This window comes from Paractinoplanes lichenicola (assembly GCF_016785085.1).
In the GTDB taxonomy this organism is placed as follows: Bacteria; Actinomycetota; Actinomycetes; order Mycobacteriales; family Micromonosporaceae; genus Actinoplanes; species Actinoplanes lichenicola.
The window spans coordinates 877900-901836 of record NZ_JAENHO010000001.1 but is presented as its reverse complement, the minus strand read 5'-3'; the positions used below and the strand labels follow the sequence as shown (position 1 = coordinate 901836).

Sequence of the window (23937 nt, the reverse complement as noted above, 5' to 3'; positions counted from 1 at the left end):
CACCGTGACAAATAGGAGCCCTGCATGACGGTGATCACCACTTCGGTCCGCACCGAGGAGACCAGCGCGGATGCGGCGAGCGAGCTGATCACGGCGTTGGCCGCCCTGCCGGCCGGGCACCCCTCGCGGCCGGGCCTGCGCGACCGGGCCATCGAGGCATGGCTCCCCCTGGCCCGTCACCTCGCCCAGCGCTACGCCGGGCGTGGCGAGCCCGCCGACGACCTGTTCCAGGTGGCCGTGGTCGGCCTGATCAAGGCGGTCGACCGGTTCGAGGCCGACCGCGGGGTCGACTTCGCCGGGTACGCCATCCCGACCATCGTCGGCGAGGTCAAGCGCCACTTCCGCGACCGCACCTGGTCGATCCGGGTGCCGCGCCGCCTGCAGGAGATGCGGCTGGCCATCACCGCGGCCAACACGGCGCTCAGCCACGAGCTGGGCCGGGCCCCGACCGTCACGGACATCGCCGCCCACCTCGGCGTCACCGAGGAGGAGGTGCTCGAGGGCCTGGAGGGCGCCCGGGCCTACAACGCGACCAGCCTGTCCACCCCGGTCAGCGCGGACGGCACCACCGAGCTGGGCGAGACCCTCGGCGGCGAGGACCACGAGTTCGCGCTGGCCGAGCTGCGCATCGCGCTCGGCCCGACCCTGGCCACCCTCGACGAGCGCGAGCAGCGGATCATCCACCTGCGCTTCTACGGCAACCTGACCCAGTCGCAGATCGCCGAGCAGATCGGCATCTCCCAGATGCACGTCTCCCGGCTGCTCACCCGGGCCCTGGCCAAGCTCCGCGGTCAGCTGGGTGAGTGCTGACGCTTGGGAAAGACGAACCAGCGGGCCGCGACATAGACCAGCAACGCCACGGCGACCGCCGAGACCAGCCGGGACGTCCAGAATTCGACTCCGGCCGCGGCCAGTCCCGTGGTGAGTCCGACGGTCAGCAGGTAGTCGGTGGCGGCGACCACGGCGTAGCGCAGTGACTCGCGGCCCATCGGGGCGTGCGAGCGGAAGTTCAGCGTGCGGTTGAGCAGGTAGTTCAGGGCGACCGCGGACACGTACGCCAGGGAGACCGCCACCGGCACCGGCAGCGACGTCGTGTGCCGGATCAGCCACAGCAAGGCCAGGTCCACGCCGAACGTGAAGCCGCTGAGCATCGCGAACCCGACCAGCTCGCGGGGAACGAACCGGCGGACCGGCCCGGGCAGCCACCCGCCGATGTGGCGATCACTGGTGGTGGGACGGTCGGCCTGAATCTCGGTCGACATCAGTTCCTCACCCTGCGGTCCCGGACGAACGTCTGGGACCCTACACGGTGCCGTCCAGGGGGTCAGAGCGGCGAGGCGAAGTTCTGGGTCCAGTAGAGGGTGCCCTTGCCCGACTTGGCCACGCCGACCCCGATGTTCTTGTAGCCGCAGTTCAGGATGTTGGCCTTGTGACCGGGGCTGTTCATCCAGCCGTCCATGACCGCGGCCGGGGAGCCGTAGCCGGCCGCCACGTTCTCGGCGACGCCGCCCCACCGGTAGCCCTCGGCGGTGACCCGGTCACCCATCGAGGCCTCGCCGGGCAGCTGGTGCGACATGGAGTCCTGGGCCGCCTGCCGGTCGGAGTGCTTCTGGGCCGCCCGGTGCAGCCGCGACTCGCCGGTCAGGTTGCCGCAGCCGGCCGCCTTGCGCTCCACGTTGACCAGGCGGATCACCTCGCTGACGGTGTCCGAGCTGCCGCCGCCGGGGGCCGGAGGCTGAGTCGTCCGGGTCTTGGTCGGCGCCGGCGCGGTGGTCTTCCGCTTCGTCGGCGACTTGGTCGGGCGCTTGGTGGCGGTTGTGCTCGGCCGGGCCGTCGTGGTGGGTTTCGCGGACGGGGTGGGCGTGGCCGCGGTCGGTGACGGCGAAGCCGTAGGGGAGGACGTCGGCACCTCGGCCGCGAGTTCCTCGACGGGGGTGGTCGCCTCGGTCGTGGCGTCCAGCGGCGCCGTGGCGTTCACGCGCGCCTCGCCCTTGCCTCCGGCCTCGTCGGAGGAGGACCGGGCCACGGCGATGCCGGCGTAGCTGACACCGATCACCCCGACCGCGACGGCGGCGACCAGAGCGGGACGGAAACGGCGGGCGGCGTGGGCGGGCACAGTGAACTCCTCGGACGTGGGGTGGCGGCCCAAACTATCCAGCCCCGCATCAAACCCGGCCCTTCCTAAGGAACCCTTAAAGATCCACTCAGCGGACCTTAACGGAGTCCGTCAGCCGGGCGGCCTCGCGACCCCAGGCGGGCAGCCCCTTGGCCGCCGCCAGGGCCAGAGCCGTCGCGGCCTCGGCCTCGCCCGCGGCCCGGTCGCCCCGCGCGAGCAGCAGCTCGGCGAGCGTCGTCCGGGCCGGGATCAGCGGCCACGGCGCCCCCACCCGGCCGGCCTCGGCGATCACCTCGCGCAGGCCCCGCTCCGCGGCCTCGAGGTCGCCCTGCCGATACCGCAGGCGGGCCAGATACAGCCGGGCGTCCGGCATCGCCACCGGCAACCTGTCCGGCCGGTCGAGGAAGCGCAGCAGCCGCTGCTCCAGCCCGGCCCACTCGCCGGTGGCCAGCTCCAGCCCGTACGTGGTCAGCTCGACCAGCGGGCGCAACCGCTCGTAGTCGGCGTCGTCGACCAGCCGCCGCCCGGTCGCCAGCATCGTCGCGGCCAGCGTGGTGTCGCCGACGTGCAGCGCGCCCTGGGCCCAGTTCAAGCAGGCACGGGCGCGTTCGCGAGGGTGACCGGCCAGCCCGGCCGCGGCGGCGGTGACGGCCCGCCCTGCGGCCGGGTCGCCGCTCTCCAGCAGCAGGGACAGCCGCGCGATCTCGACCGCCAGCACGGCCGACGGCTCGCCCGACTCGGCGGCGGCCCGCGCGGCCTGAGCGCAGCGGGCCTGATGCTCGCTCAGGTGCCGGTCGACCACGGTGTCGGGGGCGGACAGCACGGCCAGCGCCCGCGCCCGCCGCCCGTGGTGCCGCAGGTACGGCACCGCGCGTTCGATCTCCTCGTACCCGGCCCGGGCCTCGCCCTGCTGCCGCAGCATCCGGCCCAGGGCCAGCCCCAGCTCGCCGCGGGCGCCCGGCGGCAGCCGGCGATCGGCGATCAGCTCGCGCATGAGCGGGATGGCCGAGGTCTGGGCGACGCTCTCGATGGCCGAGCGGCTCAGCTTGGCGGCCAGCCGGACCCGGACCGGGCGCGGCAGGCCGGGGTGCGCGACGGCGTCGAGCAGGAAGCGGGCGGCCGTGCCGTCGTCGCCGCGAGCCGTGGCCAGGTCGGCGGCGGCCTCGGCGTTGCGGACGTGATCGGCCGGGCTGCCGGCCTCGCGGTAGTGGTGGGCCAGCCGCGCGTACGGCCGGGGTTGTTGCTCCTCGAGGAGCCGGGCCGTGCGCAGATGCAGGAAGCGGCGGGTGACCGGGGGCAGGAGCTCGTGCACGACCTGACGGGCGAGGGTGTGCCGGAACCACAAGCGACCCTCGCGCTGGTGCAGGAGCCCGGCCGCCCGCGCCTGCTGCAGCGCCGCGGCGACCGTGGCCTCGCCGGTCCGGACGATCGCGGCGAGCGGGTAGGGGTCGGCGGCCAGGCCCAGCACCGCGGCCGCGCCGAGGATCTCGCGGGTGACCTCGTCGAGGTTGCGCAGGCGGGCGGCCAGGACGTCGCGCAGCAGGGCGGGGACGGCCACGTCGGCCAGGGTGCCCGGATCGCGGCGGACGGCGTCGACGGCGCCGTCGGTGATCAGCGACCGCACGACCTCCTCGACCAGGAACGGGATCCCGGCCGTGCGCTCGTACAGGTGGGCCGCGAAGGGTTCGGCGTCGGACCCGGCCAGCAGGGCGGAACCGAGCCGGCCGGCCTCGGCGCGGGTCAGCGGGGGCACCCGCAGCCGCCGTACGGCCGGGCCGGGATGCCACCCGGGCGGCGACTCACCCTCCCGTACGGTGATCAGGATCTTGAGCCCCGGCACCGGGTGCGCGCCGAGGTGGTCGAGCAGCTGCAAGGTCGCCGGATCGGCCATCTGCAGGTCCTCGAGCGCGAGGGCCACCGGGGCCAGCGACGCCAGCAGGGCCGCCGCCGCGCGCAGGAGCCGCGCGCGTTCGGCGTCGGGGTCGGGCAGCGCCGGGGGAGCGGGCGGGAGCCGGTCGGCCAGCGACGGCAGCAGCCGGGCCAGGACACCGGCCTCCGGGTCCGGCGGGCGTGGGGGCGGCAACGTGCCGGCGGTGTGCGCGACCCGGAGCCCGTCGAGCAACGGCCCCAGCGGCTGCGGCTCGCGCAGGTCGTCGCAGTGCGCGACCACCACCGGCAGCCCGCCGTCCTCGAGCGACTCGGCCACCAGCCGGCTCTTGCCTACGCCGGCCTCGCCGCTGAGCAGCACCATTGCCGACGGCCGGGCGAGTTCGGCGCGCAGCGAGACCAGCTGCCGGCTCCGCCCGACGAAGGGGCCGGGCGTGGGCAGGGCGAAGAACGAGGTCAGCTGAGACACCGAAGTGGACGATAGCCGGGCTCATGTCGAGCAGCTACGCGTTCGATTTCCATCTGGTTAACGCCGAAGATCATCGGCCAAGATATCGAAGTCCGTGCTTGTAGCGTCACCGGCACTTCAGGCCTCTGATCGAGTCGAGGTATTACGTTGACGCTCCATCCTTTCGGCCGGTCCCTGCCGCTCATCGTCGCGGCCGTGACCACGCTGGCAGTGACCCCGCCGGCGCCCGCCCACGCCCAGCCCGCCCCTTCGGCGAAGAGCCCGGTCAGCAGCACGACGATCACCCTCATCACCGGTGACAAGGTCACCGTCCGGCCCGGCGTCACGACGGTGGCGGGCCCGGACGGCGAGCCGGTCGGCGCGCACGTCACGACCGTCGGCCCGGACACGTACGTCTATCCCGACAGCGCGCTGCCGTACGTCGGCGCCGGCCGGCTCGACAAGCGGCTGTTCAACATCACCTACCTGCTGCGCCAGGGCTACGGCGATGCCGCGAGCACTCGGCTGCCGGTCATCCTCGGCTATCAGAACGCCGCCGCCGGCCGCCGTGCCGACACGCTGCCCGCGGCCAGCACCGAGGTGCGCGCGCTGCCCAGCATCCAGGGCCGCGCGGTCACCACGGAACGCGGCGACGACTTCTGGGCGTCGCTGACCGGCACGAGCATGGCCCGCACGTTCGCGCACGGTATCGACAAGGTCTGGCTCGACGGCAAGGTGAAGGCCAGCCTGGCCGACAGCGTGGCCCAGATCGGCGCCCCGGCCGTGTGGGCGGGCGGCAACGTCGGCGAGGGCGTCGACGTCGCCGTGCTCGACACCGGCATCGACGCCGCGCACCCGGATCTGGCCGGGCAGGTCGAGGCGAGCGTCAGCTTCGTGCCGGGCGAGGACGTCACCGACGGGCACGGCCACGGCACGCACGTGGCCTCGACCATCGCCGGCACCGGGGCCGGTTCCGGCGGCCAGGAGCGCGGCGTCGCCCCCGGCGCCGACCTCGAGATCGCCAAGGTGCTCGACAACGGCGGCTCCGGCCAGGACTCGTGGATCATCGCGGGCATGGAGTGGGCCGCGCGCGAGCGCAAGGCCAAGGTGATCAGCATGAGCCTCGGCGGCGACCCGACCGACGGCACCGACCCGATGAGCGTGGCCGTCAACGAGCTCAGCGCCGAGACCGGGGCCCTGTTCGTCATCGCGGCCGGCAACAGCGGGCCCACCGAGACGACCGTCGGGTCGCCCGGCGCCGCCGACGCCGCCCTGACCGTGGGCGCGGTGGACGCCGACGACCACCTCGCCGAGTTCTCCAGCCGCGGGCCGCGCCTGGCCGACGGCGCGCTCAAGCCCGAGATCACCGCGCCCGGCGTGAACATCCTGGCCGCCCGCTCGCAGTTCTCGACCGAGGGCGAGGGGCTCTACCGGACGATGAGCGGCACCTCGATGGCCACGCCGCACGTGGCCGGCGCGGCCGTCCTGCTCGCCGCGCAACACCCCGGCTGGACCGGCGGGCAGCTCAAGGACGCGCTGGTCAGCACGGCCAAGCCGACCCCGGACTACAGCCCGTACGAGGCCGGCAGCGGCCGCCTCGACATCGCCGCGACGACCAAGGCGACAGTCTTCGCCAGCGCCTCGGCCTACCTCGGCATCCACCCGTTGCAGGACGAGCCGACCGGCACGACCGAGCGGCCCATCACCTACACCAACAGCGGCGCCACCCCGGTCGACCTGGACCTGAAGGTGGACGGGCCGGCCCTGTTCGAGCTGTCCGCGGCGAAGGTGAGCGTGCCCGCCGGTGGCACCGCCACGGTGACGGTCTCGGCCGACCTCGGCAGCACACCGGAGAAGGGCCGGTTCACCGGCAGCGTCGTCGCCACCAGCGGCGGGGCGCGGGTGGCCGACACGGTCGTCGGGCTCAGCACCGAGGACCAGCCCCGGCATTTGACCATCAAGCCCACCGGCCGCGGCGGCGAGCCCATGCCCGGCTCGATCATGCTGCTGCGCGAGGGCGACCCGGCCGGCGCCTACTACAACTTCGTCACCTTCGACGGCGGCCCGATCGACGTGCTCGTGTCGCAGGGTCGCTACGCGGTCTGGATGTGGGGTGAGGTCGAGGGCGCCCACGGCCCCAACTCCCGCGGCCTGGCCCTGCTCAGCGAGCCCACGGTCGTCGTCGAGAAGGACACCACCGTGGCCCTGAAGGCCGCCGCCACCCGCGAGGTGCAGGCGATCACGCCCAAGACCACGACCGACACCGAGGTCCGCCTCGACTACCACCGCGAGCTGGGCGGCACGGCCAAGGCCACCGACTCCTACATCCTCGGCCGCTACTACGACAGCATCTGGCTCACCCCCGGCCAGAAGGCCCGCGACGGCAAGATGTCGGTGACTGCCCGCTGGCGCAAGACCGAGCCGGTGCTGTCGCTCGGTGACTCCTTCGACGACCTGATCCTGCTGCCCGGCTCGACGCCGCCGGCCGCCGGCACGAAGCAGCTCGAGGCCGTCTTCGCCGGTAAGGGCACCACGGCCGAGTTCGCGGCCGTCAACGTCAAGGACAAGATCGCGGTGGTCCGGCGGTCCGACCTGGACGGGCAGGTCGCGGCGGCCGAGAAGGCCGGGGCGGCGGTGCTCGCGGTGGTCAACGACGAGCCCGGACGCTACTTCGACGCCACCCACAAGACGAAACTGGCCGTGGTCTCGCTGACCAAGGACGGCGGCGAACGCCTGATCAGCCGGCTCGGCCGGGGCAGGGTGAGCCTGCGCGTCGCCTCCGACCCCACCACCGATTACCTGTACGACCTGGTCCGCTACTGGCCGTCCGGGGTGCCGAAGTCGGTCACCTACCGGCCCGCCGAGCGTGAGCTGGCCCGCGTCGACGTCGACTTCCAGCGCAGCTCGGCGCGGGAGATCTCCGAGCGGCGCTTCGACTACAACCCGGACACCCCGGTCAAGGTCGGCTCCACCCTGCTGATGCGCTCCGACCGGTTCCGCACCGACTGGGTGACCGCGCAGCCCGGCGTCACGTGGTCGAGCGACATGGACGACCTGTATTCGTTCCAGCTCGGCGGGGCCACGACCTATCAGGCGGGCAGCCGCACCAGCGAGACGTGGCTGGGCGCGATCCAGCGCCCGCGGATCAACGAGGCGGTCACGCTGCCGCGCCGCGAGGGCGACCGGATCGTGGCCGAGATCCCCGGCTGGGGCGACTCCGGCGCGAACCACGCGGGCGTCGCGTTCCCGGACGGGGGCGAGATGACCGCGACGCTCACCCAGGGCAAGACCGTGGTCGAGGAGAACGCGTACAACTGGATCGACCGCAACTCGGGGCTGAAGCCTCAGCGGCTGCCGTACCGCCTGGTCACGACGACCCAGCGGGACTCTGCGAACTACCCGTACTCGGCCCGGACCCGTACGGTCTGGGACTTTGTTTCGGACGCGAAGACCGCCCGGCTCCCGCTGATCCAGCTCGACTACCGGGTGGGCACGGACCTCGCGCACCGGGCGTCCCGCTCGGCCGGGATCACGGTCGTGCCGTCCCACCTGCCCGGCGCCCCGAGCAGCAAGACGATCACGTCGGCCGCGCTGGACGTGTCCTACGACGACGGCGTCACCTGGGTGAGCCAGCGCCTGAAGCGGAGTGGCGACGGCTGGACGACGGACCTGCGGGCACCGCGCACCGCGCAGCACGTCACGCTGCGGGCGGCCGCCCGGGATTCGTACGGCAACAGCGTCGAGCAGACGATCACCCGGGCCTTCGGGCTGAGATGAACGCCGCGCCGGGCCGCACCGTGGCCCGGCGCTCGTCTTTGATCAACTAGGCTGCGGGGCAAAAGTCCTGGGGAGGGCACATGGCGAGCATCGAGGTATCGCTCAAGGAAGCAATGAACATCGACGGCGCGCTCGGTGTGGCGCTGGTCGACAGCGGGAGCGGGCTGACGCTCGGCGTGCTGGGTGGCTCGCCCGAGCTGGACATGAGCGTGGCCGCGGCCGGCAACACCGACGTCGTCCGGGCCAAGCAGCGCACGCTGGAGATGCTGGGGCTGCCCGATCGGATCGAGGACTTCCTGATCACGATGGACAGCCAGTATCACCTGATCCGGCCGTTGCAGACCCGCGGCGGCGGGTCGCTGTTCCTCTATCTGGCGCTGAGCAAGAGCCGCGCCAACCTGGGCCTGGCCCGGCTGCGCCTGAGCCGCATCGAGGCCGACCTGGAGGTCTGACGGCTCAGGCCGGCGTGACCGTCAGGCAGTCGAGGTTGCCGCCGCTCGCCCCGGTGGCGGTGGCGCGGATCCGGACCGTCCCGGCCGGGAGGCTCGCGGAAAGGGTGGCGGTCCGCCACACCGACCAGCCCCCGGTCGCCGGGAACCGGAGCGCCGCGGCCACGGTCGTCCCGTTGACGGCGACGGCCAGCGGACGGTCGGCGCCGGTGCCGTTGGTGTAGCGGAAGCCCAGCGCGTACGTCCCGGCGGTGGGCGTCGTGACGGTCCACTCGACCGAGTCGCCGGTGGCGTTGGTGAAGTCGGCGTAGCCGTTGCCGGTGTAGCCCGGATGCTGGGTGCCGAGGGCGACCCCGGTCAGCGCCGCGTCTTCGGCGGCGTGCACGACCGGGCCGGTGACGGCGGGGAAGGGCTCGCCGCTCGGGCGGACCGTGGCCGCGACCCCGCCGCCGGTCACGACCGGGACCGGCGGGGTGACGACCGACAGGATCTTGCGGTTGGCGTCCCACGTCTGCCCGCTGCCGGCCAGCACGGCCGCGGTCTCGCTCGTGAACGCGGCCAGGGCCGGCCCGCCGTCGACGCGCAGGCCGACCGGCGCGGACAAGCCGTGGTAGCGGACCACGTATCGGCGTACGGCGGGGGCGCCCGCATACGTCCCCGCGGGGTGACGGACGGCCACGGTCAGGGCGGCGTGGGTGAAGGTGACCGCGGTGACGGCCGCCTGCGGGCTCTCGCTGACGCCGTCGTCCTCGAGAAGGTCGAACACGCCGTCCCGGCCCGTGTAGACGTCCAGCTCGAGGTGGGTCTTGTCGAGGAACCGGGTGCTCTGCGCGTAGCGGTAGCGCGGCAGGATCGCGCCCGCCTTCACGTACAGGATGATCTCGCCCGTACGGGTCACGAACTGCTTCTCGCTGGTGTCGGAGCCGACCGACTTGGCCTCGCTCCAGAAGTTGTACCAGGTCTCGCCGGCCGGCAGCCAGACCGGCTGGACCGCCCCGGCCGTCCCGGTCGTCACCGGCATGACCAGGATCGACGGGCCCCACATGTATTGCTGGTCGTGGCTGTACGCCATCGGGTTGTCCTGGTGGTCCACGACCATCGCGCGGGCCATCGGCATGCCGGTCGCGCGCGCGGCGTGGGCGATCGTGTAGACGTACGGCAGCAGCGTGTACCGCAGGCGGCCGTACCGGAGGAAGTCGTTGCTCTCGGCCGCGGGCTGGTCGGTGGGCCAGCGGGACGCGCGCTGCCCCAGGGTGGCGGTGTCGCCGTAGCCGTGCGGGCGCCAGATGGGGGAGAGGGCGCCCCACGCCGCGACCCAGTTGCGATACATGTCGGGCGGGATCGGGTTGCCGTTGTGCCCGCCCCCGTCGACGTTCGCGAACGGGAAGCCGCCGAGCCCGGCGTTGAGCATGCCCCGGATCTGCTGCTGCATTTCCCCGTACGTGGATTGGGTGTCCCCGGTCCACAGATGGCCGTAACGCTGCTGGCCGGCCGTGGCCCCGCGGCTGAAGATGAACGGTCGCCGCGTAGGTCCGATGTGCCGGTCCCACCCCTCCTGCCCGACGGCCTTGGCCAGGTAGAGGAAGTACGCGTTGCGCAGCTCCGACCAGCGCTGCCCGTTCGCGGCGATGGCGCCGTACGGGATGGGTCCGAGCTCGTCGGGTTCGTCGAGCCACAACGCGTCACCGGGGAAGCCGAGCGCCGGGTCGAGCGCCTTGGTCCAGAACACGTTCCACACCCAGGCCCGGGTCGCCGGGTTGGACCAGTCGGGCACGGAGTAGTTCTCGGTCACACCGCTGATGTCCGCGGGCTGGAAGCTGTAACCGGGCGGCGGCCCCGGGACCCACCCGGCCATCAGGTTGGAGTTGTTGCGGTTGTAGTCGAGCGACGTGCTGATGCCCTGCTCGTCGGCCCACCGCTTGAACCCGGCCGGGTCGGGCCACCGTCCGGCGTCGAACTCGAACCACGAGCCGCTCCACCCGCCGCTGCCCGCGCGCCAGCGGTTGTCGTGCACCTGCAGGTCGAGCGGGAACCCCTGGCCGCGGTGCTCGGTGATCTTGTTGACCCACCAGGTCTGATCGCTGACCCCGGGGAAGTTCTTGTCCGACATCTGCAGCCCGAAGATGCCCAGCGGGGGCAGCCGGGGCCGCCCGGTGAGCTGGGTGTAGCGGTCGAGCAGCTGCGCGAACCGGGGGCCCTGGATCACGAAGTAGTCCATCTGCGGCCGTACGCCCGGGGTGTTGTGCTCGTCGGCCGAGAACTCGTAGACGCCACCGCTGCCGAAGTTGAACGTGGTGTCGAAGGTCGTGTTGACGAACACGGCATACCCGCGCGACGACAGGTAGAGCTGCACGATGGCCGGCGACTGCTCGCTGCGATTGCTGGCCCGGCCGTAGTTGTGCGCGACGATCTCGCCGGTGCGGTCGACCCGCGGCGCCCGCCCCATGAAGCCGTGCCCGGCCTTGACGAACCGCTCGCCCGCGGCCGGCGCGACGAAGGTCTGCCGGACGACGCTGTAGTTGTCGCCGTCCCACGTCATGCTGTGCGTCGCGTCCTCCCCGGCCAGCAGCACGTCGTCCGCCTTGCGGTGGAACGCGACCCGCAGCGGGCTCTTGCTGAGCACGACCTTGATCCCGTCGGCCGGCCCGGTGGTGATCGTCAGGGCGTCGGCGCCGTCGGCCACGGTCAGTGAGCCGCCCATCCCGCCGTGACTGGCCGGGTCGACCATTTCGTACCGGCTGTCGGCGAAGAACGTCTCACCCGCGCGGGCGTAGCGCACCCGCACGATATGACCCCCGTACGCGGTGATCCGCAGACGCTGCCCACTGGTGCTCGTCACGGTCACCGTACGGGCGTCCGCGGTGTGGCTCGCGTAGTCCGCCAGCGTCTCCACGGCCGCGGCCCGCGCCAGGGAGGGTTTGCCGATGGCGGCGCCGCCCGCCGCGAGCCCGGCCGTCCTGAGGAAATCGCGTCGTGAGGTCATTCCTCAACCATAGATGTACATCGATGTAAACGGCTTAGTTGATGTCCTTTACGGATGCCGCCTCGACCCCGGTGCGCCGCGACTTCGCCCGATACATGGCGGCGTCGGCCTCGCGGATCAGGGCGTCGGCGTCGGCGCCGGTCGGGTCGTGGGCCAGGGCGACGCCGATGCTGGCCGAGACCTTCAGCTGGTGGCCGTCGGGGCGGTAGGGGCGGCTGAGCGCGGACAGCAGCCGCCGGGCCATCGCCTCGGGCGGGTGACCGTCGGCCAGCGCGTCCAGCAGCACCAGGAACTCGTCGCCGCCGAAGCGGCCAGCCGTGCCGAGGGCGCCGAGCTCGGTCCGCAGCCGGCCGGCCGCCTCGATGAGGATCTGGTCGCCGACGGCGTGCCCGTACGTGTCGTTGATCTGTTTGAAGTCGTTCAGGTCGACGAAGAGCACTGCCACCTCCGCGCCGCGCGTGATCGCGGCGGTCAGCAGCTGCAGGAAGTAGGTGCGGTTGGGCAGGCCGGTGAGGTGGTCGTGCAGCGCGCTCGCCCGCAGCTGCTCCTCCTGCTCGCGCAGGGTGTGCATGGCGGCCTGATAGTCGAGCGCACCCGTCAGCAGGGCCGCCCACTGGTTGATCGTCTCCCGCCCGGTGGCCGGCTGCAGGTCGACCCGGTCGACCGTGGCCAGCAGGCCCCAATCCCGGTCGCCGACCCGCACCGGCACGACGAAGGCCAGCAGGCCGGGCTCGGCGCGGGCCGCCTCGAGGATCCCCACCGGGGGGAACCCGGCCGCCGTGACCGGCGGAAGCGGTGGGGAGACGAGCTCGGACCGGTTGAAGCGGCCGGCGATCTCGAGGCCCGGCTCGCCGGGGGTCCACAGCCCGAGGCAGCCGGCCCGCACCGAGGTGCGGCGCAGCCAGCCCAGCTGCCGGGGGTCCTCCTCGTGGCTGCGCAGCAGGTCGAGGCTGACGTCGTACTGGGTGCTGAGGGAACGCTGCAGCCGGGTGCGATCCCGATATTGCGACCTGGCGCCGGCCCGCAACGACTCCGCGTCGACCGGGCTCGGGCAGCCGCAGGACTCGCGGACCACCAGCTCCGTCGGGACCTCGTGGCGCTCGGCCGGCCCGCCGGTGCCGTCGATCGCGGCCAGCAGCACCTCGGCCGCGGTCACGCCGACCTGGAACAGCGGCTGCCGCACGGTGGTCAGGCGGGGCTCGGTGAACGACGCGTCCGACAGGTCGTCGAAGCCCACGACGGCCTGCTCCTCCGGCAACCGGCAGCCGGCCTCGGCCAGCACCCGCAGGATGCCCACCGCGTTGAAGTCGGTGCCGGCCACGACCGCGGTGGACGGCAGCCCGGCCGCGAGCATCGCCCGGGCCGCCCCTTCGCCACCGGCCTGCTGGTTGTCGGTCGCCTCGAAGAGCAACTCCGGATCGGGCTCGATGCCGTGGTCGCGCAGCGCCTGCTGGTAGGTCTCGTGGCGTTGCAGCTGGTCGCTCGCGCCCATGAAGCCGGCGAAGGCGATCCGCCGGTGCCCGTGCCGGATCAGATGCTCGACGGCGGCCCGGACCCCGACCCGGTTGTCGGGGAAGACGGACGGGCAGTCCAGCTCGGGGTAGTCGTGGCTGACCACGACCACCGGGCGGCCGGTGGCCTGCAGCTCCTGCAGGTATTTGCCGCTGGCGGCGTTGACGATCACGACGAAGCCGGCGGCGTGCTCCCAGGCCAGCGGGTGCGCCGGGTGCGGCGGTTCGGTCAGCTCGATCTGGTCGGTGCCCGCGTCGAGCGTCTGCAGCGCGACGACCGCGGCCCCGGCGTCGGCCGCGGCGCGCGCGATCCCCTCGAGCAGACCGCCGAAATACCACCCGCCCAGAAAAGGGGACAGAACGCCCAGGACGGTCATCGAGCCCCCTCCGCGTGTCGCTGCGCCGATAGGCGACGATACCGCCCGGCGCTCAGCAGACCGATGGTTCGGCCGGATCAGGCCCGGCGCCAACGTCTTCCTCGTCGGCGACCTGTCGAGCTGGATCCACGGCGGGTGCGCTGATCGGATCACTACGGCGGCACAACAGGTCCCTGACATCCGGGCGTGAGCATCGGGCGCCATGAGACGACGACACATGATCTGGTTGTCGGCCGGGGTGGCGGGGGTTGTGCTGGCCGGGGTTCCGCTGGTGGCGTTCGCGGGGGCGGCGCCGGTGGCCGGGCTGCAGGCCCTCAGCGCGGTCTTCCTGGCCAACCTCGACGACGACGCGAACGCGTGCCGGACCAAGGCCCGGACGATCGCCGCCGCGGCCGTGGGCCGGGAGGAGGCCGCCGACGAGCGGTTCCAGGAGGCCAAGGACAAGCTCGAACTGGAGTCGGAGTTCTTGGCGCTGCGCAGGTCGCACCGGATCGAGCAGAACCAGGCCGACCGGCAGCTGGCCGCCTGCAACGACGCCGCCGACACGGTGGTCAACGGGGCCGCCGACGAGCTGGACCTGACCCGGCTGCGGGTGGGGGCATGGCCGGACGCACCCGCCGACGCGACCGCGACGCTGACCACCACCGGCAAGGTCCGGCTGTTCGTCAAGCGGGCCGGCTGGCAGGTCGCCTCCACGCTCGGTCCGGCTGACCTGCGCCGCGGGGTGCAGCTCGGCCTCGAGGGCACCGATGTGGTGCGCGACCGTACGGTGTGGGACGGCGGCGCCACGGTCACACTGCGGGTCACCGCGGGCGGGCGAACGACCAGTTCCCTCGTACGGCTCAAGGAAGCCCCCGTGCTCACCCAGCTCAACACCGCGAAGCTGCAGCGCGTGCTGACCACCGACGCGAGCGACGACAGCGGCCGGAAATGGCGCGACGAGACGGCCGAGGTGCTGCCCGAGGGGGTGCCGCTGACCCGGATCGACACCGGGGGCGACGAGTGGATGCAGGACCTGTTCGAGCCCGCCTACCAGGTGATGCCCGGCCCCGACGGCAAGCCGCACGGCCAGCGCGTGCTCGTGCCGACCGTCAACGACCTGCACCGCCAGGCCGCGCGGATCACCTACACCGAGCTGCGCGGGCCGGACGTGGCCGTCGTGCACGTGCCCGGGGTGCCGGTCGCGGGCATCGACGACATGAACACGTACGACTCGATGGGCAACCTGGAAACGATGCCGCCCACACCCGGCCACCCCCACGGCACGATCGTTGTCGGCAACACCCCGTCGCGCGAGATCCTCACGTTCTTCCGCTCCCAAGGCGCGCAGCAAATCGTCACCGTGGACACCGGCTGGCTGACGATCGGCCACGTCGACGAGTTCATCCAGTTCCTCCCGTACGCCGGAGGCTGGCGCGCGATCGTCGCCGACCCCACGGCCGGCCTCGCGCTGCTGTCCAAGGCCCCCGGCACCCAGAAACTGCACGGCGGGCTGCCCACCCTGGAATGGCCGTACGACGGGCGGATCGACCAGCGCACAATCGCCGAATTCCGCGCCGACAAACAGTTCGTCGACACGAACCGCATCGCCGCCGCCCGCATCGCCGCCAACGTAGGCAAGCTCGGCCTCACCCCGGACCGGATCGTCCGCGTCCCAGTGCTGTTCACGGCCCGCTCTTTGGACTGGGCAATCGAGAAGACCGCGGCCGAGGAGTTGCCGGCCGGCCCTGCCCGCGACAAGGCCATGGCCGCCCTCAACGCCATGCGCCAGGGCGTGGCCGAAACCCCCAACGTCGTCAACGGCCTGGTCGTCAACGCCGGACGGTATGTCGCCCCCACGCCGTACGGCCCCCTGGTCAACGGCCGCGACCTGTTCGCCGACGCCACAAGTGCGGCCCTGAACCAGATCGGCTACCAAGTCACGTTCGTCGACGACCTGATCTCGGCGCACGTCTCCGAGGGCGAGATCCACTGCTCTACCAACACGTTCCGTGCCTACCCCTAAGCCAGCCGGTCCGCAGCCGGCCGGTCCGCATCCCGCTGGGGCCCAGGTCAAGGGCCGGTGCTGTCCCGGACCCGGGTCAGGTCTTGATATTCCGGGTGGCTCCCGATGAACCTCGCGAAGAACGGGCACGCCGGCAGGACCCGCAGCCCTCGCCCGCGGACGTCGTCGAGCGTGTCGCGGGCGAGGCGAGTGCCCAGACCCCTTCCCTCGTACGCGGGCAGCACCTCGGTGTGGATGAAGACGATGCGGTGCTTCTCGAGGAAGTACACGGCGAACCCGGCGAGCTCACCCGCCACCGAGATCTCGTAGCGGTGCTGGGCGGGATTGTCGTGCACCTCGACGGTGTCGCTCATCGGGGCACCGCCAGGACGGATCGCGGGAACGGCACGGCGAGCGGGGCCAGTTGCTTGCTCGCGACAGCCGCGTCGGTGCAGACAGTGCCGTCGGCCGGGGGCTTGCCGGTCAGCAGATAGTGGTCGGTCGCGGCGGTCGCACAAGCCCCGAGCCCGTACGCGGTGTGGCCGAAGTTGGTGCTGGACAGCAGACGGGAGTTGGGCAGCCGGCGGCTCGTCGCGACGGCCCCGGCGTAGTTGGTCGACGGGTCCCAGAAGCTGCCGACCACCAGCACCGGCGCCGCCGTACGCCGGTTGAACGGCCCGGTGTAGCGGTCCTCATCCCGTACGGTCCAGGTCTTGCTCGCGCAGGCGCTGTCCTTCCAGCCCAGGGCCGCGCCGAAGTACGGGTTGACCTGCTCGCGGGCCGCCACGGCCGCGGGCCACTGCTCGGTCCGCGCCGGGAAGCGGCCGTCGGAGCAGACCACGCCATAGAACGCATCTAGGTCGTTGTTGTAGGGCCGGGTGTCGGGTGGCGTGCCCGCCTCGGCTGCCTCGAGCCGGCGCAGCAGGGCCGCGGTGTCGCCGTGCAGCGCGTCCCGCATCTCGGCGGCGAGAACCGGAACTTCCTGCGCGGCCGTCGGCAGGTACATGGCTTCGAGGACCGCGTAAATGAAGTCGGCGTACGTGACTGTGTACTTCCCGACCGCCAGCGGCTCGGCCTCCAGCGTACGGGCCAAGGTGTTGAAGTTGCCGCCCGCGAAGGCGCACGCCGTGGGCCCGGCCCGGTCGCAGCGCCGGAGGATCTCGGTCAGGGCGCGGGCCGAGCCGCCCGAGGAGTTGATCCGCTCGTCGAGGATCTGGCGGGGGTTGCCGACCCAGGCCTGGGCGTCGATCACGCCGTCGACGACGAGGGCGCGGAACCGGTCGGGGAACATGTTGGCGTAGTACTGGCCGAGGACGCTGCCGTAGCTGAGGCCGAGGAAGGTCAGCTTCCGGTCGCCGACCGCGCGGCGCATCACCTCGTGGTCGCGGGCCACCTCGGTCGTCGACATCGCGCCCGACAACGGCCGGCCGGTGGTCGAGCAGGCCCGGCCGTACTGCTTCGAGCCCTCCACGTACGCCCGGATCTCGGCCCTGGTGACCGGGAACGCGACGTCGAGGTTGCGCTGCACCGGCGCCTGCTGCTCGGCCGAGGCGAAACAGCGGACGTTCGCGCTGAGCCCGATGCCGCGCGGGTCGACGCCGACGATGTCGAACCGGTCGAGCACCTCGTCGCTCATGAACAGCGGCGCGGCCAGGGCGAGCCGGGTGGCCGCAACGCTGGGCCCGCCCGGGTTGACGAACAGGCTGCCGATCTTGTTGGCCTGATCCCGGGCCTTGACCCGCAGCACGGCGACCTCGGTCGTGGCACCGCGTGGCCGGTCGTAGTCGAGCGGAAGCCGTACGGTGGCGCACTCGGCGATCGTGAAGCAGGGGGCCCAGTCGAGCACGGGCGTCGGCACCGCATCGACCTTGCGGCCCTCGGACGGCGCAGCCGAGGCGGCAGTCGGGACGGCAGCACCCGCGACGGCCAAGGCGACCGTCATGAAACCGCCGATCAGCAGTCGTCTGACATTCATGGTCCGCGATCAGACACCGTGTTGTCGGCACACGGTCAAGGCCCCGGTGACCCTTCTCCCAGGGGCCTTGCGGGCAGCGGGAGCCGGCGTCGAGAGTTCACTGCCATGAAGCCGACCATCGTCCTGGTTCGTCTATCCGGAGCTGGACCGCAACATCCCGCTCGCCGCACACCGTTTCATGGCCGAGCGGGCCGGCGCCCGGACGATCGTGGAGCTGGCCGGCGCGTCGCACGCGATCCCGGCCTCCCAGCCCGGCGCGGTGGCCGACGTCATCCTGAAGGCGGCGAGCTGATCCGATGACAGACCCGATCACCCGGTCCTGGCCCCGGCTCAAGACGGCCGGCTGGACCGAAACACGCGACACCGTGCACATGTGGACGCAGATCGTCGGGAAGGTGCGGATGGCGTACGCGCCGGCGGTCAACCACTGGTGGCACTGCACGCTCTACCCCACCGCGCGCGGGCTGAGCACGTCGGCCATCCCGTACGGGGAAGGAATGTTCGACGTCGAGTTCGACTTCGTCGCCCATCGGCTGCACCTGCGCACGAGCGACGGGCGGGCCCGCGAGGTGGCGCTCGAGCCGAAGCCGGTGGCCGACTTCTACGGCGAGACGATGGCCGCGCTGGCCTCGCTGGGTCTCGAGCCGCAGATCCACGCGGTGCCCAACGAGGTCGAGTCCGCGATCCCGTTCGCCGAGGACCAGACCCATTGCTCGTACGACGGTGTGGCCGTGCAACTGTTCTGGCGGCAACTGCTGCAGGCGCAGCGGGTGCTGGGGCAGTTCCGCTCCGAGTTCGTGGGCAAGGCCAGCCCCGTGCACTTCTTCTGGGGCGCGATGGACCTGGCCCACACCCGCTTCTCGGGCCGCCTGGCCCCGGACCACCCCGGCGGCGCCCCCAACTGCCCGCCGTGGGTGATGCAGGAGGGCTACTCCCACGAGCTGGCGAGCTTCGGCTTCTGGCCGGGCGGGGGCGAGGAGGGCGCGTTCTACTCGTACGCCTATCCGGAACCCCCGGGCTATGCCGAGCGCACCGGGGCGTACTACGACAAGAACTTGCAGGAATGCGTGCTCCCGTACGAGAAGGTGGCCGAGGCGGCCGATCCCGACGCCGTGCTGCTCGAGTTCCTCCGCTCGACCTACGCGGCGGCCGCCGACCTGGCCGGCTGGGACCGCCCGGCCCTGGACCTGCCGACGGCGGTGCGGAGCTCGGCGTAGGCCACGATGTTGTCGACGTAGTGGCCGGTGCGGTCGTCGAAGTCGCCGCCGCAGGTGATCAGGCGCAGGCCGGCGTGGTCGATCGCGCCGTAGACGGCGTCGGCCGGGAACCGGTCCTTGGCGTAGCGGTCGACGCGGGTGATCGCGAAGACCGCGGTGACGCCGTCCTGCCGGGTGACTTCGACTTGGTCGCCGGGGTGCAGGGTGGAGAGGCGGGCGAATGTGCCGTCGGTGCCGTGGTAGTTGACGTGGCCGGCGAGTACGGCCGGTCCTAGCGAGCCGGGGGTGGGTGCCTCGGTGTACCAGCCTACGGTGCGGGCGTCGGTGGGGACCTGCATGGAGCCGTCGGGGTTCTGGCCGAGGCCGGTCACCGGCTCGTCGACGTGCAGCGCGGGGATGCGTACGCGGGTGGGGGCTGAGGTGGGCAGGAGGGTGCCCCGGGTGAGCTCGTCGGTGCCGGTCTCAGGCCTTTTGGTGGCCGGGCTTTTGGTGGTCGAGGCGGACGGCGGCGCTGACCGGGGTGGCTCGGCGGCGGGCTGCTCGTGCCGGCCGACGGCGATCGCGGCCGCACCGGCGATCGCCAGCAGCGCGGCGATCACCAGGGCGAAGGTGCGGGGCCGGGTCATCGTTGGGCGCGGCTCAGCACGTACGAGCGGCGGCGGCTGACGACAACGACGGCGAGCGCCGCGAGCAGGGCCAGACCGCCGGTGCCGTACCAGACGGCGGCTCGGTCGTGGGTGCTGCCGTCGCCGGTGCCCACCCCGCCGACCGGCACCGAGCCGACCGCCGCGCCCGCGACCATGCCGCAAGTGGCCGGGTCGGTCGCCTCCTCGGGGATGCCGCTGAGCCCGGCCGCCTGGGCCAGCGTGGATTCGCCGAGCCCGGCCAGGTCGTACTTGCCGTTGCCGTTGGCGTCGACGCCGTGCTGCACGATGTGCAGGTCCTTGAGGTGCTCGATCGTGCCCTCGGGCAGGTCGGCCGCCGCGATCGTACGGTCGTACTTCAGGTTTCCCTTCGCGTCGGCGGTCGGCATCCGGTCGACCGCGAGCCCGCTGGCCTTGGACGTGTCGCCCTTGGTGGTCAGCGAGACGAAAATGTCGCCGTAGACGGGCATGCCCTCCTCGGTGCTGACGTAGCCGTTGCCGTTCTTGTCGGCCGACATGTCGGGGCAGTGGAAGTCCATGCCGGTGGCCGATCCGTGCAGATGCTGCGCGTGCGGCGAGTTCGGCACCAGCCCGGTCGAGCGGATGCTGATCTTCAGGTCGCCGTTGTCGGTGGCGGTGAGGGTGGCGTCGCCGCTCGCTTTGGTGTTGTTGAGCTCGAGCAGCTTGACGTGCACGCTCTCGCTCGCGAGGGCCGCGGTGGGGATGGCCAGCAGCAGCGCGGCCACGGCGGGGACGGCGTACAGGGTTCGGCGCATTCTCATGCGGTTTCCTTTCCGAGGACGGTCAGGGATCTTCAGCGAGCGGAGGTTCGGGGGGCGTCAGCGGGCGGAGGCGAACAAATTCACAAGCTGCTTCTGTACGGGCAGGGCCTGCGCCCAGTCCGGCGCGGCGGTCGTCCAGCGCAGCAGGTAGGAGCGGTCGTCCGACGTCGCGATCAAAATGCGGCGTTCGCGCAGCGTGGTGTCCGAGTCGGGCCGCCAGGTGTACTCCCAGTCGGCGCCTCCCCTTTTGAGCAGCAGGACGCCCATGCTGATGCGCTGATATCCGGGCAACCCGCCGTCCTTCTCGCGGGCCTGCCAATAGGCGAGCGGCTGCCGGGTCCGTACAGGCGATTGGGTCACCTTGAAGGCCCGCAGCCCGGCCGGGTCGCCGAAGCAGACCTCGTTGCCGCTGGTCGACCGCTGCCACCCGGCGGGCAGGGCGAGCGCGAAACCGGCCGGGTCGCGGGACCAGATCCAGCCCTCCGGCAGTCCGGCCGGCACGCGGGTGGTCTCGGGGGTGACGGTCCGCCGGTCGGCGCCGACCCCGCACAGGTCACCGGCCGGAAGGCTGGGGGTCGCGACGGGAACGGACGATTCCACCGCCGCGGGCTGGGCCGTCCCGGTCTGATGCGACCGGGCCGCGTAGGCGCCGCCCCCGGTGACCAGTAGAGCCAGCGAGAGCCCGGCCACCAAGGCCGTACGCGGGCGGCGGCGCTGCCTGGCGGTGACCGTGGCGATGCCCCGGGCGACCGGGGCGAACCCCGTGCCGGCGATGGGTTTGGGGGCGCCGGCGATCGTCTCCAGCCAGCCCGCGGTCTGCTCCGCGTCGGGCCGGCTCTCCGGGTCCTTCTTGAGCAGGGCCAGCAGCGGGGCGGTCAGCGACCCGGCCCGGCGCGGCGGGTCAGGCTCGTCGTTGAGCAGCGCCTGCAGCGAGGCCTCGACATCATCGCGCTGAAACGGCGCCCGCCCCTCGACCGCGGTGTAGAGGGTGGCACCCAGCGACCACAGGTCGGCCGGGGTGCCGGTCTCCTGCGCGCGCAGCCGTTCGGGTGCCACGTACTGCGGCGAGCCCAGCAGCGGGTCCGGCGCCCCGGATTCGGGGTCGCTGATGACCGCCAGGCCGAAGTCGGTGAGCACGATCCGGCCGTCCGTGGAGAGCAGGATGTTGCCCGGTTTCACGTCGCGGTGCAGGACCCCGGCGGCGTGCGCGCTGCGCAGGGCGGAGAGCACGTGCAGGCCGAGCCGGGCGGCCTGGCCGGGGGACAGCGGCCCGTCAGCGTCGACCACCTGCTGCAGCGACCGGCCCGGCACGTACTCCATGACCAGCCAGGAGTGTTCCTCCTGCCAGACGACGTCGAAGACGGTGATCACGCCAGGGTGATCGAGCCGGGCGGCCGCCCTCGCTTCGCGCATGCTCTGCGTGGCCGTCAGGGCGGTCGACGGCACGGTGATCTCCTTGACCGCCACCACCCGCTGAAGCAGTTCGTCCTGAGCCCGCCAGACCCGGCCCATCCCGCCTGAGCCGACCAGTTCGAGCAGCCGGTATCGCCCGCCCACCAGGTCGTTCTTCGCCGCATCCCGATCCCGTCCCATACGAGGGATTCGGAGCCGGTGATGTTGCGGATGGGTCGGGATCTACTCGACGGTGACCGTGATGGTGTGGCGTCCGGTGGCGCCGCTGGGGAAGGGCGTGGCCCGGGCCTCGGTCTGCACCTGCCCGGTGCCGTCGGTGGCCCGCACCGCCAGCGAGTGCGGCCCGGCAGTGGCGTTCCACGTCCAGCGCCACTGCACCCACGTGTCGATCGACGGGACCGGCAGCAGCTCGGCCGCCCGCCAGGCGCCGCCGTCGACGCTGACCTCGACCTTGGCGATGCCGCGGCGCTGGGCCCAGGCCACCCCGGCCACGGTCACCTTTCCGGCGGCCGGGCGGGCGAACGGGCGGGGCTTGTCGATCCGGGACGCCGTACGGACGGTGCCGGGGCGGGCCCAGCCGCGCTTGACCCAGTACGCGTCGAACTCCGCGAACGTGGTCAGTTCGAGCTCGGTGACCCATTTGCACGCGCCCGCGTAGCCGTACAGGCCGGGGGTCAGCATGCGTACGGGAAAGCCGTGCTCGGGTCGTAACGGCTCGCCGTTCATGGCGACCGCGAGCATCGTGTCGCGGCCGTCGAGGGCGGTGGCGACGGGCGTGCCGATCGTCATGCCCTCGACCGAGCGGGCCACGATCTGGTCGGCCTCCGGGCGCAGGCCGGCCTCGTGCAGCAGCGGGGCCAGCGGCACCCCGAGCCAGCGGGCCGTGCCGATGTAGGGGCCGCCGACCTCGTTGGAGACGCAGTTGAGGGTGATGTCGCGCTCGATCAGCGGCCGGCGCAGCAGGTCGTCCAGCGAGAGCCTGAGCTCGGTACCGACCATGCCGTGGACGCGCAGTTCCCATGTGTCGGGGTCGATGCGGGGGACGGTCAGCGCGGTGTCGACCCGGTAGAAATCGGCGCTGGGGGTGATCGCCAGCGCCGAAGCGGGTTTTGCCGGTGATGCCGGTGCGGGCAGGGCCAGCTTCGTACTGACACGGCGCACCGTACGCGTGACAAGCTGAGCGCCGGCCTCGGTTAACACCGCGGCGCCGGCGACAAGCACCGCGCCGCGTAGGAAGGCTCGCCGGTTGCCCGTCTTGTCGGCGCCACCACCAACCCGCCCGGCCAGTGGGTCGGCGGCTCGCAGCAGCCACCACAGCGTCGCCCCGGCGATCGTCGCGGCGAGCAGGGCCGGTACGGGGGAGAAGGCCGAGGCGGTGGGCCGGGTCAGCGCGGCGGTGGCGCCGGCCGCCCCGAGCACGACAGCGCCCGCTGCGACCAGGAACCGCCGGCGGCGGCCGAGGATGCCGAGCACCGCGGCGAACAGGGCCAGCACGAGGCCGACCGAGGCGAGCAGCACCGGCTTGTCATAGGAGCCCAGTTCCCGTACGGCGAACTCTTTGACCGCCGTGGGAGTGGCGTCGATGATCGCGCCGCCGACGGCGATCAGGGGCGCCGCGTCGGGCCGGGTCGCGGCGGCGAACAGTTCCGCGACCGCGATCCCGAGCCCGGCGGCGAGCACCCCTGCGGCGGCGTCGCGCAGCAGGTTACGCATCAGCTCTTCGACATTCCGCTTCAGCTCTTCGGCATGAGGACGGAGTCGATGATGTAGACGTTGGCGTTGGCCGTCTGCACGTTGCCGCAGATGACCGAGGCAGTGCCGGCGACCTTGAAGTCCTCGCCCGAGCCCATGACGCTCACGTCCTTGCCCTCGAGGGTCTTGTGGGCGCCGGAGAGGTCGGCCGGGGTCAGCTTCCCGGGCACGACGTGGTAGGTCAGGATGTCGGTCAGCATCTTCTTGTCGGCCAGCACCTTCTTGAGGTCGGCGGCCGGGATCTTCTTGAAGGCGTCGTTGGTCGGCGCGAAGACGGTGATGCCGTCGGCCGAGTTGAGCGAGTCGACCAGCCCGGCCTGCTTGACCGCGGAGACCAGAGTGGACAGCAGCGGGTTGCCGGAGGCGGCGGTGGCCACGGGCACCTGGGCCATGGCCTGGAAGCTGCCCTTGTTCGAGGGATCGCTCGGCACGGCGGCGCACCCGCTGCCGAAGTTCTCCATGGCCGGCGCGGCACTGGCCATCGGCGCCTCGCTAGTCATGGTGGGCGCGGCGGCGGGCTGATCGCTGCTGGTCGTCGAGTCGTCACTCCCGCACGCGGTCAGCGAGACCGAGAAGAGCACGGCAGCGGTCAGTGCGGTGATCTTGGAAGTACGCATGCGAA

General features: G+C 72.3%; 17 protein-coding genes. 5 read left to right on the top strand and 12 right to left on the bottom strand.

From position 1 onward, the window contains the following. Positions 1–24: 24 nt before the first annotated feature. Positions 25–810 carry a SigB/SigF/SigG family RNA polymerase sigma factor gene (locus JKJ07_RS04000; RefSeq protein WP_202989819.1) on the top strand — a complete coding sequence of 262 codons (786 nt, stop codon included), beginning with the start codon at positions 25–27 and terminating at the stop codon, positions 808–810. On the opposite strand, the gene JKJ07_RS03995 is transcribed toward JKJ07_RS04000, so the two are convergent. The 3 genes from JKJ07_RS03995 to JKJ07_RS03985 form a co-directional block, all read right to left on the bottom strand. After that, the gene (locus tag JKJ07_RS03995) at positions 792–1262 is read right to left on the bottom strand and encodes a GtrA family protein (RefSeq protein WP_202989818.1); all 471 of its coding nucleotides are present in this window, start codon (positions 1260–1262) and stop codon (positions 792–794) included. The genes JKJ07_RS04000 and JKJ07_RS03995 overlap by 19 nt on opposite strands. 62 nt (positions 1263–1324) lie before the next feature. Continuing rightward, positions 1325–2116 (bottom strand): CAP domain-containing protein, encoded by a 792-nt coding sequence (locus JKJ07_RS03990; protein ID WP_202989817.1) that lies wholly within the window; start codon positions 2114–2116, stop codon positions 1325–1327. 88 nt (positions 2117–2204) lie between these two features. After that, positions 2205–4472 carry an ATP-binding protein gene (locus JKJ07_RS03985; RefSeq protein ID WP_202989816.1) on the bottom strand — a complete coding sequence of 756 codons (2268 nt, stop codon included), beginning with the start codon at positions 4470–4472 and terminating at the stop codon, positions 2205–2207. A 195-nt stretch (positions 4473–4667) separates the two neighbouring features. Here JKJ07_RS03985 and JKJ07_RS03980 point away from each other — a divergent pair, with 195 nt between their 5' ends. Continuing rightward, positions 4668–8228 carry a S8 family serine peptidase gene (locus JKJ07_RS03980; protein ID WP_307834108.1) on the top strand — a complete coding sequence of 1187 codons (3561 nt, stop codon included), beginning with the start codon at positions 4668–4670 and terminating at the stop codon, positions 8226–8228. An 80-nt stretch (positions 8229–8308) separates the two neighbouring features. Further along, on the top strand, positions 8309–8680 hold the full coding sequence (locus JKJ07_RS03975; protein WP_202989815.1) for a hypothetical protein: 372 nt from the start codon (positions 8309–8311) through the stop codon (positions 8678–8680). Between the two features lie 4 nt (positions 8681–8684). Here JKJ07_RS03975 and JKJ07_RS03970 read toward each other — a convergent pair whose 3' ends face one another. Both JKJ07_RS03970 and JKJ07_RS03965 read right to left on the bottom strand, forming a co-directional pair. Beyond that, the gene (locus tag JKJ07_RS03970) at positions 8685–11660 is read right to left on the bottom strand and encodes a TIM-barrel domain-containing protein (RefSeq protein ID WP_202989814.1); all 2976 of its coding nucleotides are present in this window, start codon (positions 11658–11660) and stop codon (positions 8685–8687) included. 34 nt (positions 11661–11694) lie between these two features. Further along, the gene (locus JKJ07_RS03965; protein WP_202989813.1) at positions 11695–13548 is read right to left on the bottom strand and encodes a substrate-binding and GGDEF domain-containing protein; all 1854 of its coding nucleotides are present in this window, start codon (positions 13546–13548) and stop codon (positions 11695–11697) included. A gap of 202 nt (positions 13549–13750) precedes the next feature. Between JKJ07_RS03965 and JKJ07_RS03960 the strand changes: the two genes are divergently transcribed. Continuing rightward, positions 13751–15553 carry a protein-arginine deiminase family protein gene (locus JKJ07_RS03960; protein WP_202989812.1) on the top strand — a complete coding sequence of 601 codons (1803 nt, stop codon included), beginning with the start codon at positions 13751–13753 and terminating at the stop codon, positions 15551–15553. Positions 15554–15600: 47 nt separating this feature from the next. Here JKJ07_RS03960 and JKJ07_RS03955 read toward each other — a convergent pair whose 3' ends face one another. Continuing rightward, a complete protein-coding gene (locus JKJ07_RS03955) occupies positions 15601–15906 on the bottom strand; it encodes a GNAT family N-acetyltransferase (protein ID WP_202989811.1) in 306 nt (101 codons plus the stop codon). Further along, positions 15903–17507 (bottom strand): alpha/beta hydrolase, encoded by a 1605-nt coding sequence (locus tag JKJ07_RS03950; RefSeq protein WP_202989810.1) that lies wholly within the window; start codon positions 17505–17507, stop codon positions 15903–15905. The genes JKJ07_RS03955 and JKJ07_RS03950 overlap by 4 nt, the downstream gene beginning before the upstream one ends. A 296-nt stretch (positions 17508–17803) precedes the next feature. Here JKJ07_RS03950 and JKJ07_RS03945 point away from each other — a divergent pair, with 296 nt between their 5' ends. Continuing rightward, positions 17804–18724: a DUF5996 family protein gene (locus tag JKJ07_RS03945; protein WP_202989809.1), complete on the top strand. Its 921-nt coding sequence runs from the start codon at positions 17804–17806 to the stop codon at positions 18722–18724. On the opposite strand, the gene JKJ07_RS03940 is transcribed toward JKJ07_RS03945, so the two are convergent. From JKJ07_RS03940 to JKJ07_RS03920, 5 genes are read right to left on the bottom strand one after another with little or no spacing between them, the layout of a single operon-like run. After that, the gene (locus JKJ07_RS03940; RefSeq protein ID WP_202989808.1) at positions 18646–19350 is read right to left on the bottom strand and encodes a class F sortase; all 705 of its coding nucleotides are present in this window, start codon (positions 19348–19350) and stop codon (positions 18646–18648) included. The genes JKJ07_RS03945 and JKJ07_RS03940 overlap by 79 nt on opposite strands. Continuing rightward, positions 19347–20150 (bottom strand): GVDTG sorting domain-containing protein, encoded by an 804-nt coding sequence (locus tag JKJ07_RS03935; protein WP_202989807.1) that lies wholly within the window; start codon positions 20148–20150, stop codon positions 19347–19349. The genes JKJ07_RS03940 and JKJ07_RS03935 overlap by 4 nt, the downstream gene beginning before the upstream one ends. Positions 20151–20207: 57 nt before the next feature. Beyond that, the gene (locus JKJ07_RS03930; protein WP_202989806.1) at positions 20208–21743 is read right to left on the bottom strand and encodes a serine/threonine-protein kinase; all 1536 of its coding nucleotides are present in this window, start codon (positions 21741–21743) and stop codon (positions 20208–20210) included. Positions 21744–21785: 42 nt separating this feature from the next. Next, positions 21786–23276 carry a molybdopterin-dependent oxidoreductase gene (locus JKJ07_RS03925; protein ID WP_202989805.1) on the bottom strand — a complete coding sequence of 497 codons (1491 nt, stop codon included), beginning with the start codon at positions 23274–23276 and terminating at the stop codon, positions 21786–21788. A 20-nt stretch (positions 23277–23296) separates the two neighbouring features. Next, the gene (locus tag JKJ07_RS03920) at positions 23297–23932 is read right to left on the bottom strand and encodes a fasciclin domain-containing protein (protein ID WP_202989804.1); all 636 of its coding nucleotides are present in this window, start codon (positions 23930–23932) and stop codon (positions 23297–23299) included. Positions 23933–23937 lie beyond the last annotated feature (5 nt).

Coding starts and splice junctions, on each gene's coding strand:
- JKJ07_RS04000 (WP_202989819.1), top strand. CDS start 25: ATGACGGTGATCACCACTTCGGTCCGCACCGAGGAGACCAGCGCGGAT.
- JKJ07_RS03995 (WP_202989818.1), bottom strand. CDS start 1,262: ATGTCGACCGAGATTCAGGCCGACCGTCCCACCACCAGTGATCGCCAC.
- JKJ07_RS03975 (WP_202989815.1), top strand. CDS start 8,309: ATGGCGAGCATCGAGGTATCGCTCAAGGAAGCAATGAACATCGACGGC.
- JKJ07_RS03970 (WP_202989814.1), bottom strand. CDS start 11,660: ATGACCTCACGACGCGATTTCCTCAGGACGGCCGGGCTCGCGGCGGGC.
- JKJ07_RS03965 (WP_202989813.1), bottom strand. CDS start 13,548: ATGACCGTCCTGGGCGTTCTGTCCCCTTTTCTGGGCGGGTGGTATTTC.
- JKJ07_RS03960 (WP_202989812.1), top strand. CDS start 13,751: ATGAGACGACGACACATGATCTGGTTGTCGGCCGGGGTGGCGGGGGTT.
- JKJ07_RS03955 (WP_202989811.1), bottom strand. CDS start 15,906: ATGAGCGACACCGTCGAGGTGCACGACAATCCCGCCCAGCACCGCTAC.
- JKJ07_RS03950 (WP_202989810.1), bottom strand. CDS start 17,507: ATGAATGTCAGACGACTGCTGATCGGCGGTTTCATGACGGTCGCCTTG.
- JKJ07_RS03945 (WP_202989809.1), top strand. CDS start 17,804: ATGACAGACCCGATCACCCGGTCCTGGCCCCGGCTCAAGACGGCCGGC.
- JKJ07_RS03940 (WP_202989808.1), bottom strand. CDS start 19,350: ATGACCCGGCCCCGCACCTTCGCCCTGGTGATCGCCGCGCTGCTGGCG.
- JKJ07_RS03935 (WP_202989807.1), bottom strand. CDS start 20,150: ATGAGAATGCGCCGAACCCTGTACGCCGTCCCCGCCGTGGCCGCGCTG.
- JKJ07_RS03930 (WP_202989806.1), bottom strand. CDS start 21,743: ATGGGACGGGATCGGGATGCGGCGAAGAACGACCTGGTGGGCGGGCGA.
- JKJ07_RS03925 (WP_202989805.1), bottom strand. CDS start 23,276: ATGCGTAACCTGCTGCGCGACGCCGCCGCAGGGGTGCTCGCCGCCGGG.
- JKJ07_RS03920 (WP_202989804.1), bottom strand. CDS start 23,932: ATGCGTACTTCCAAGATCACCGCACTGACCGCTGCCGTGCTCTTCTCG.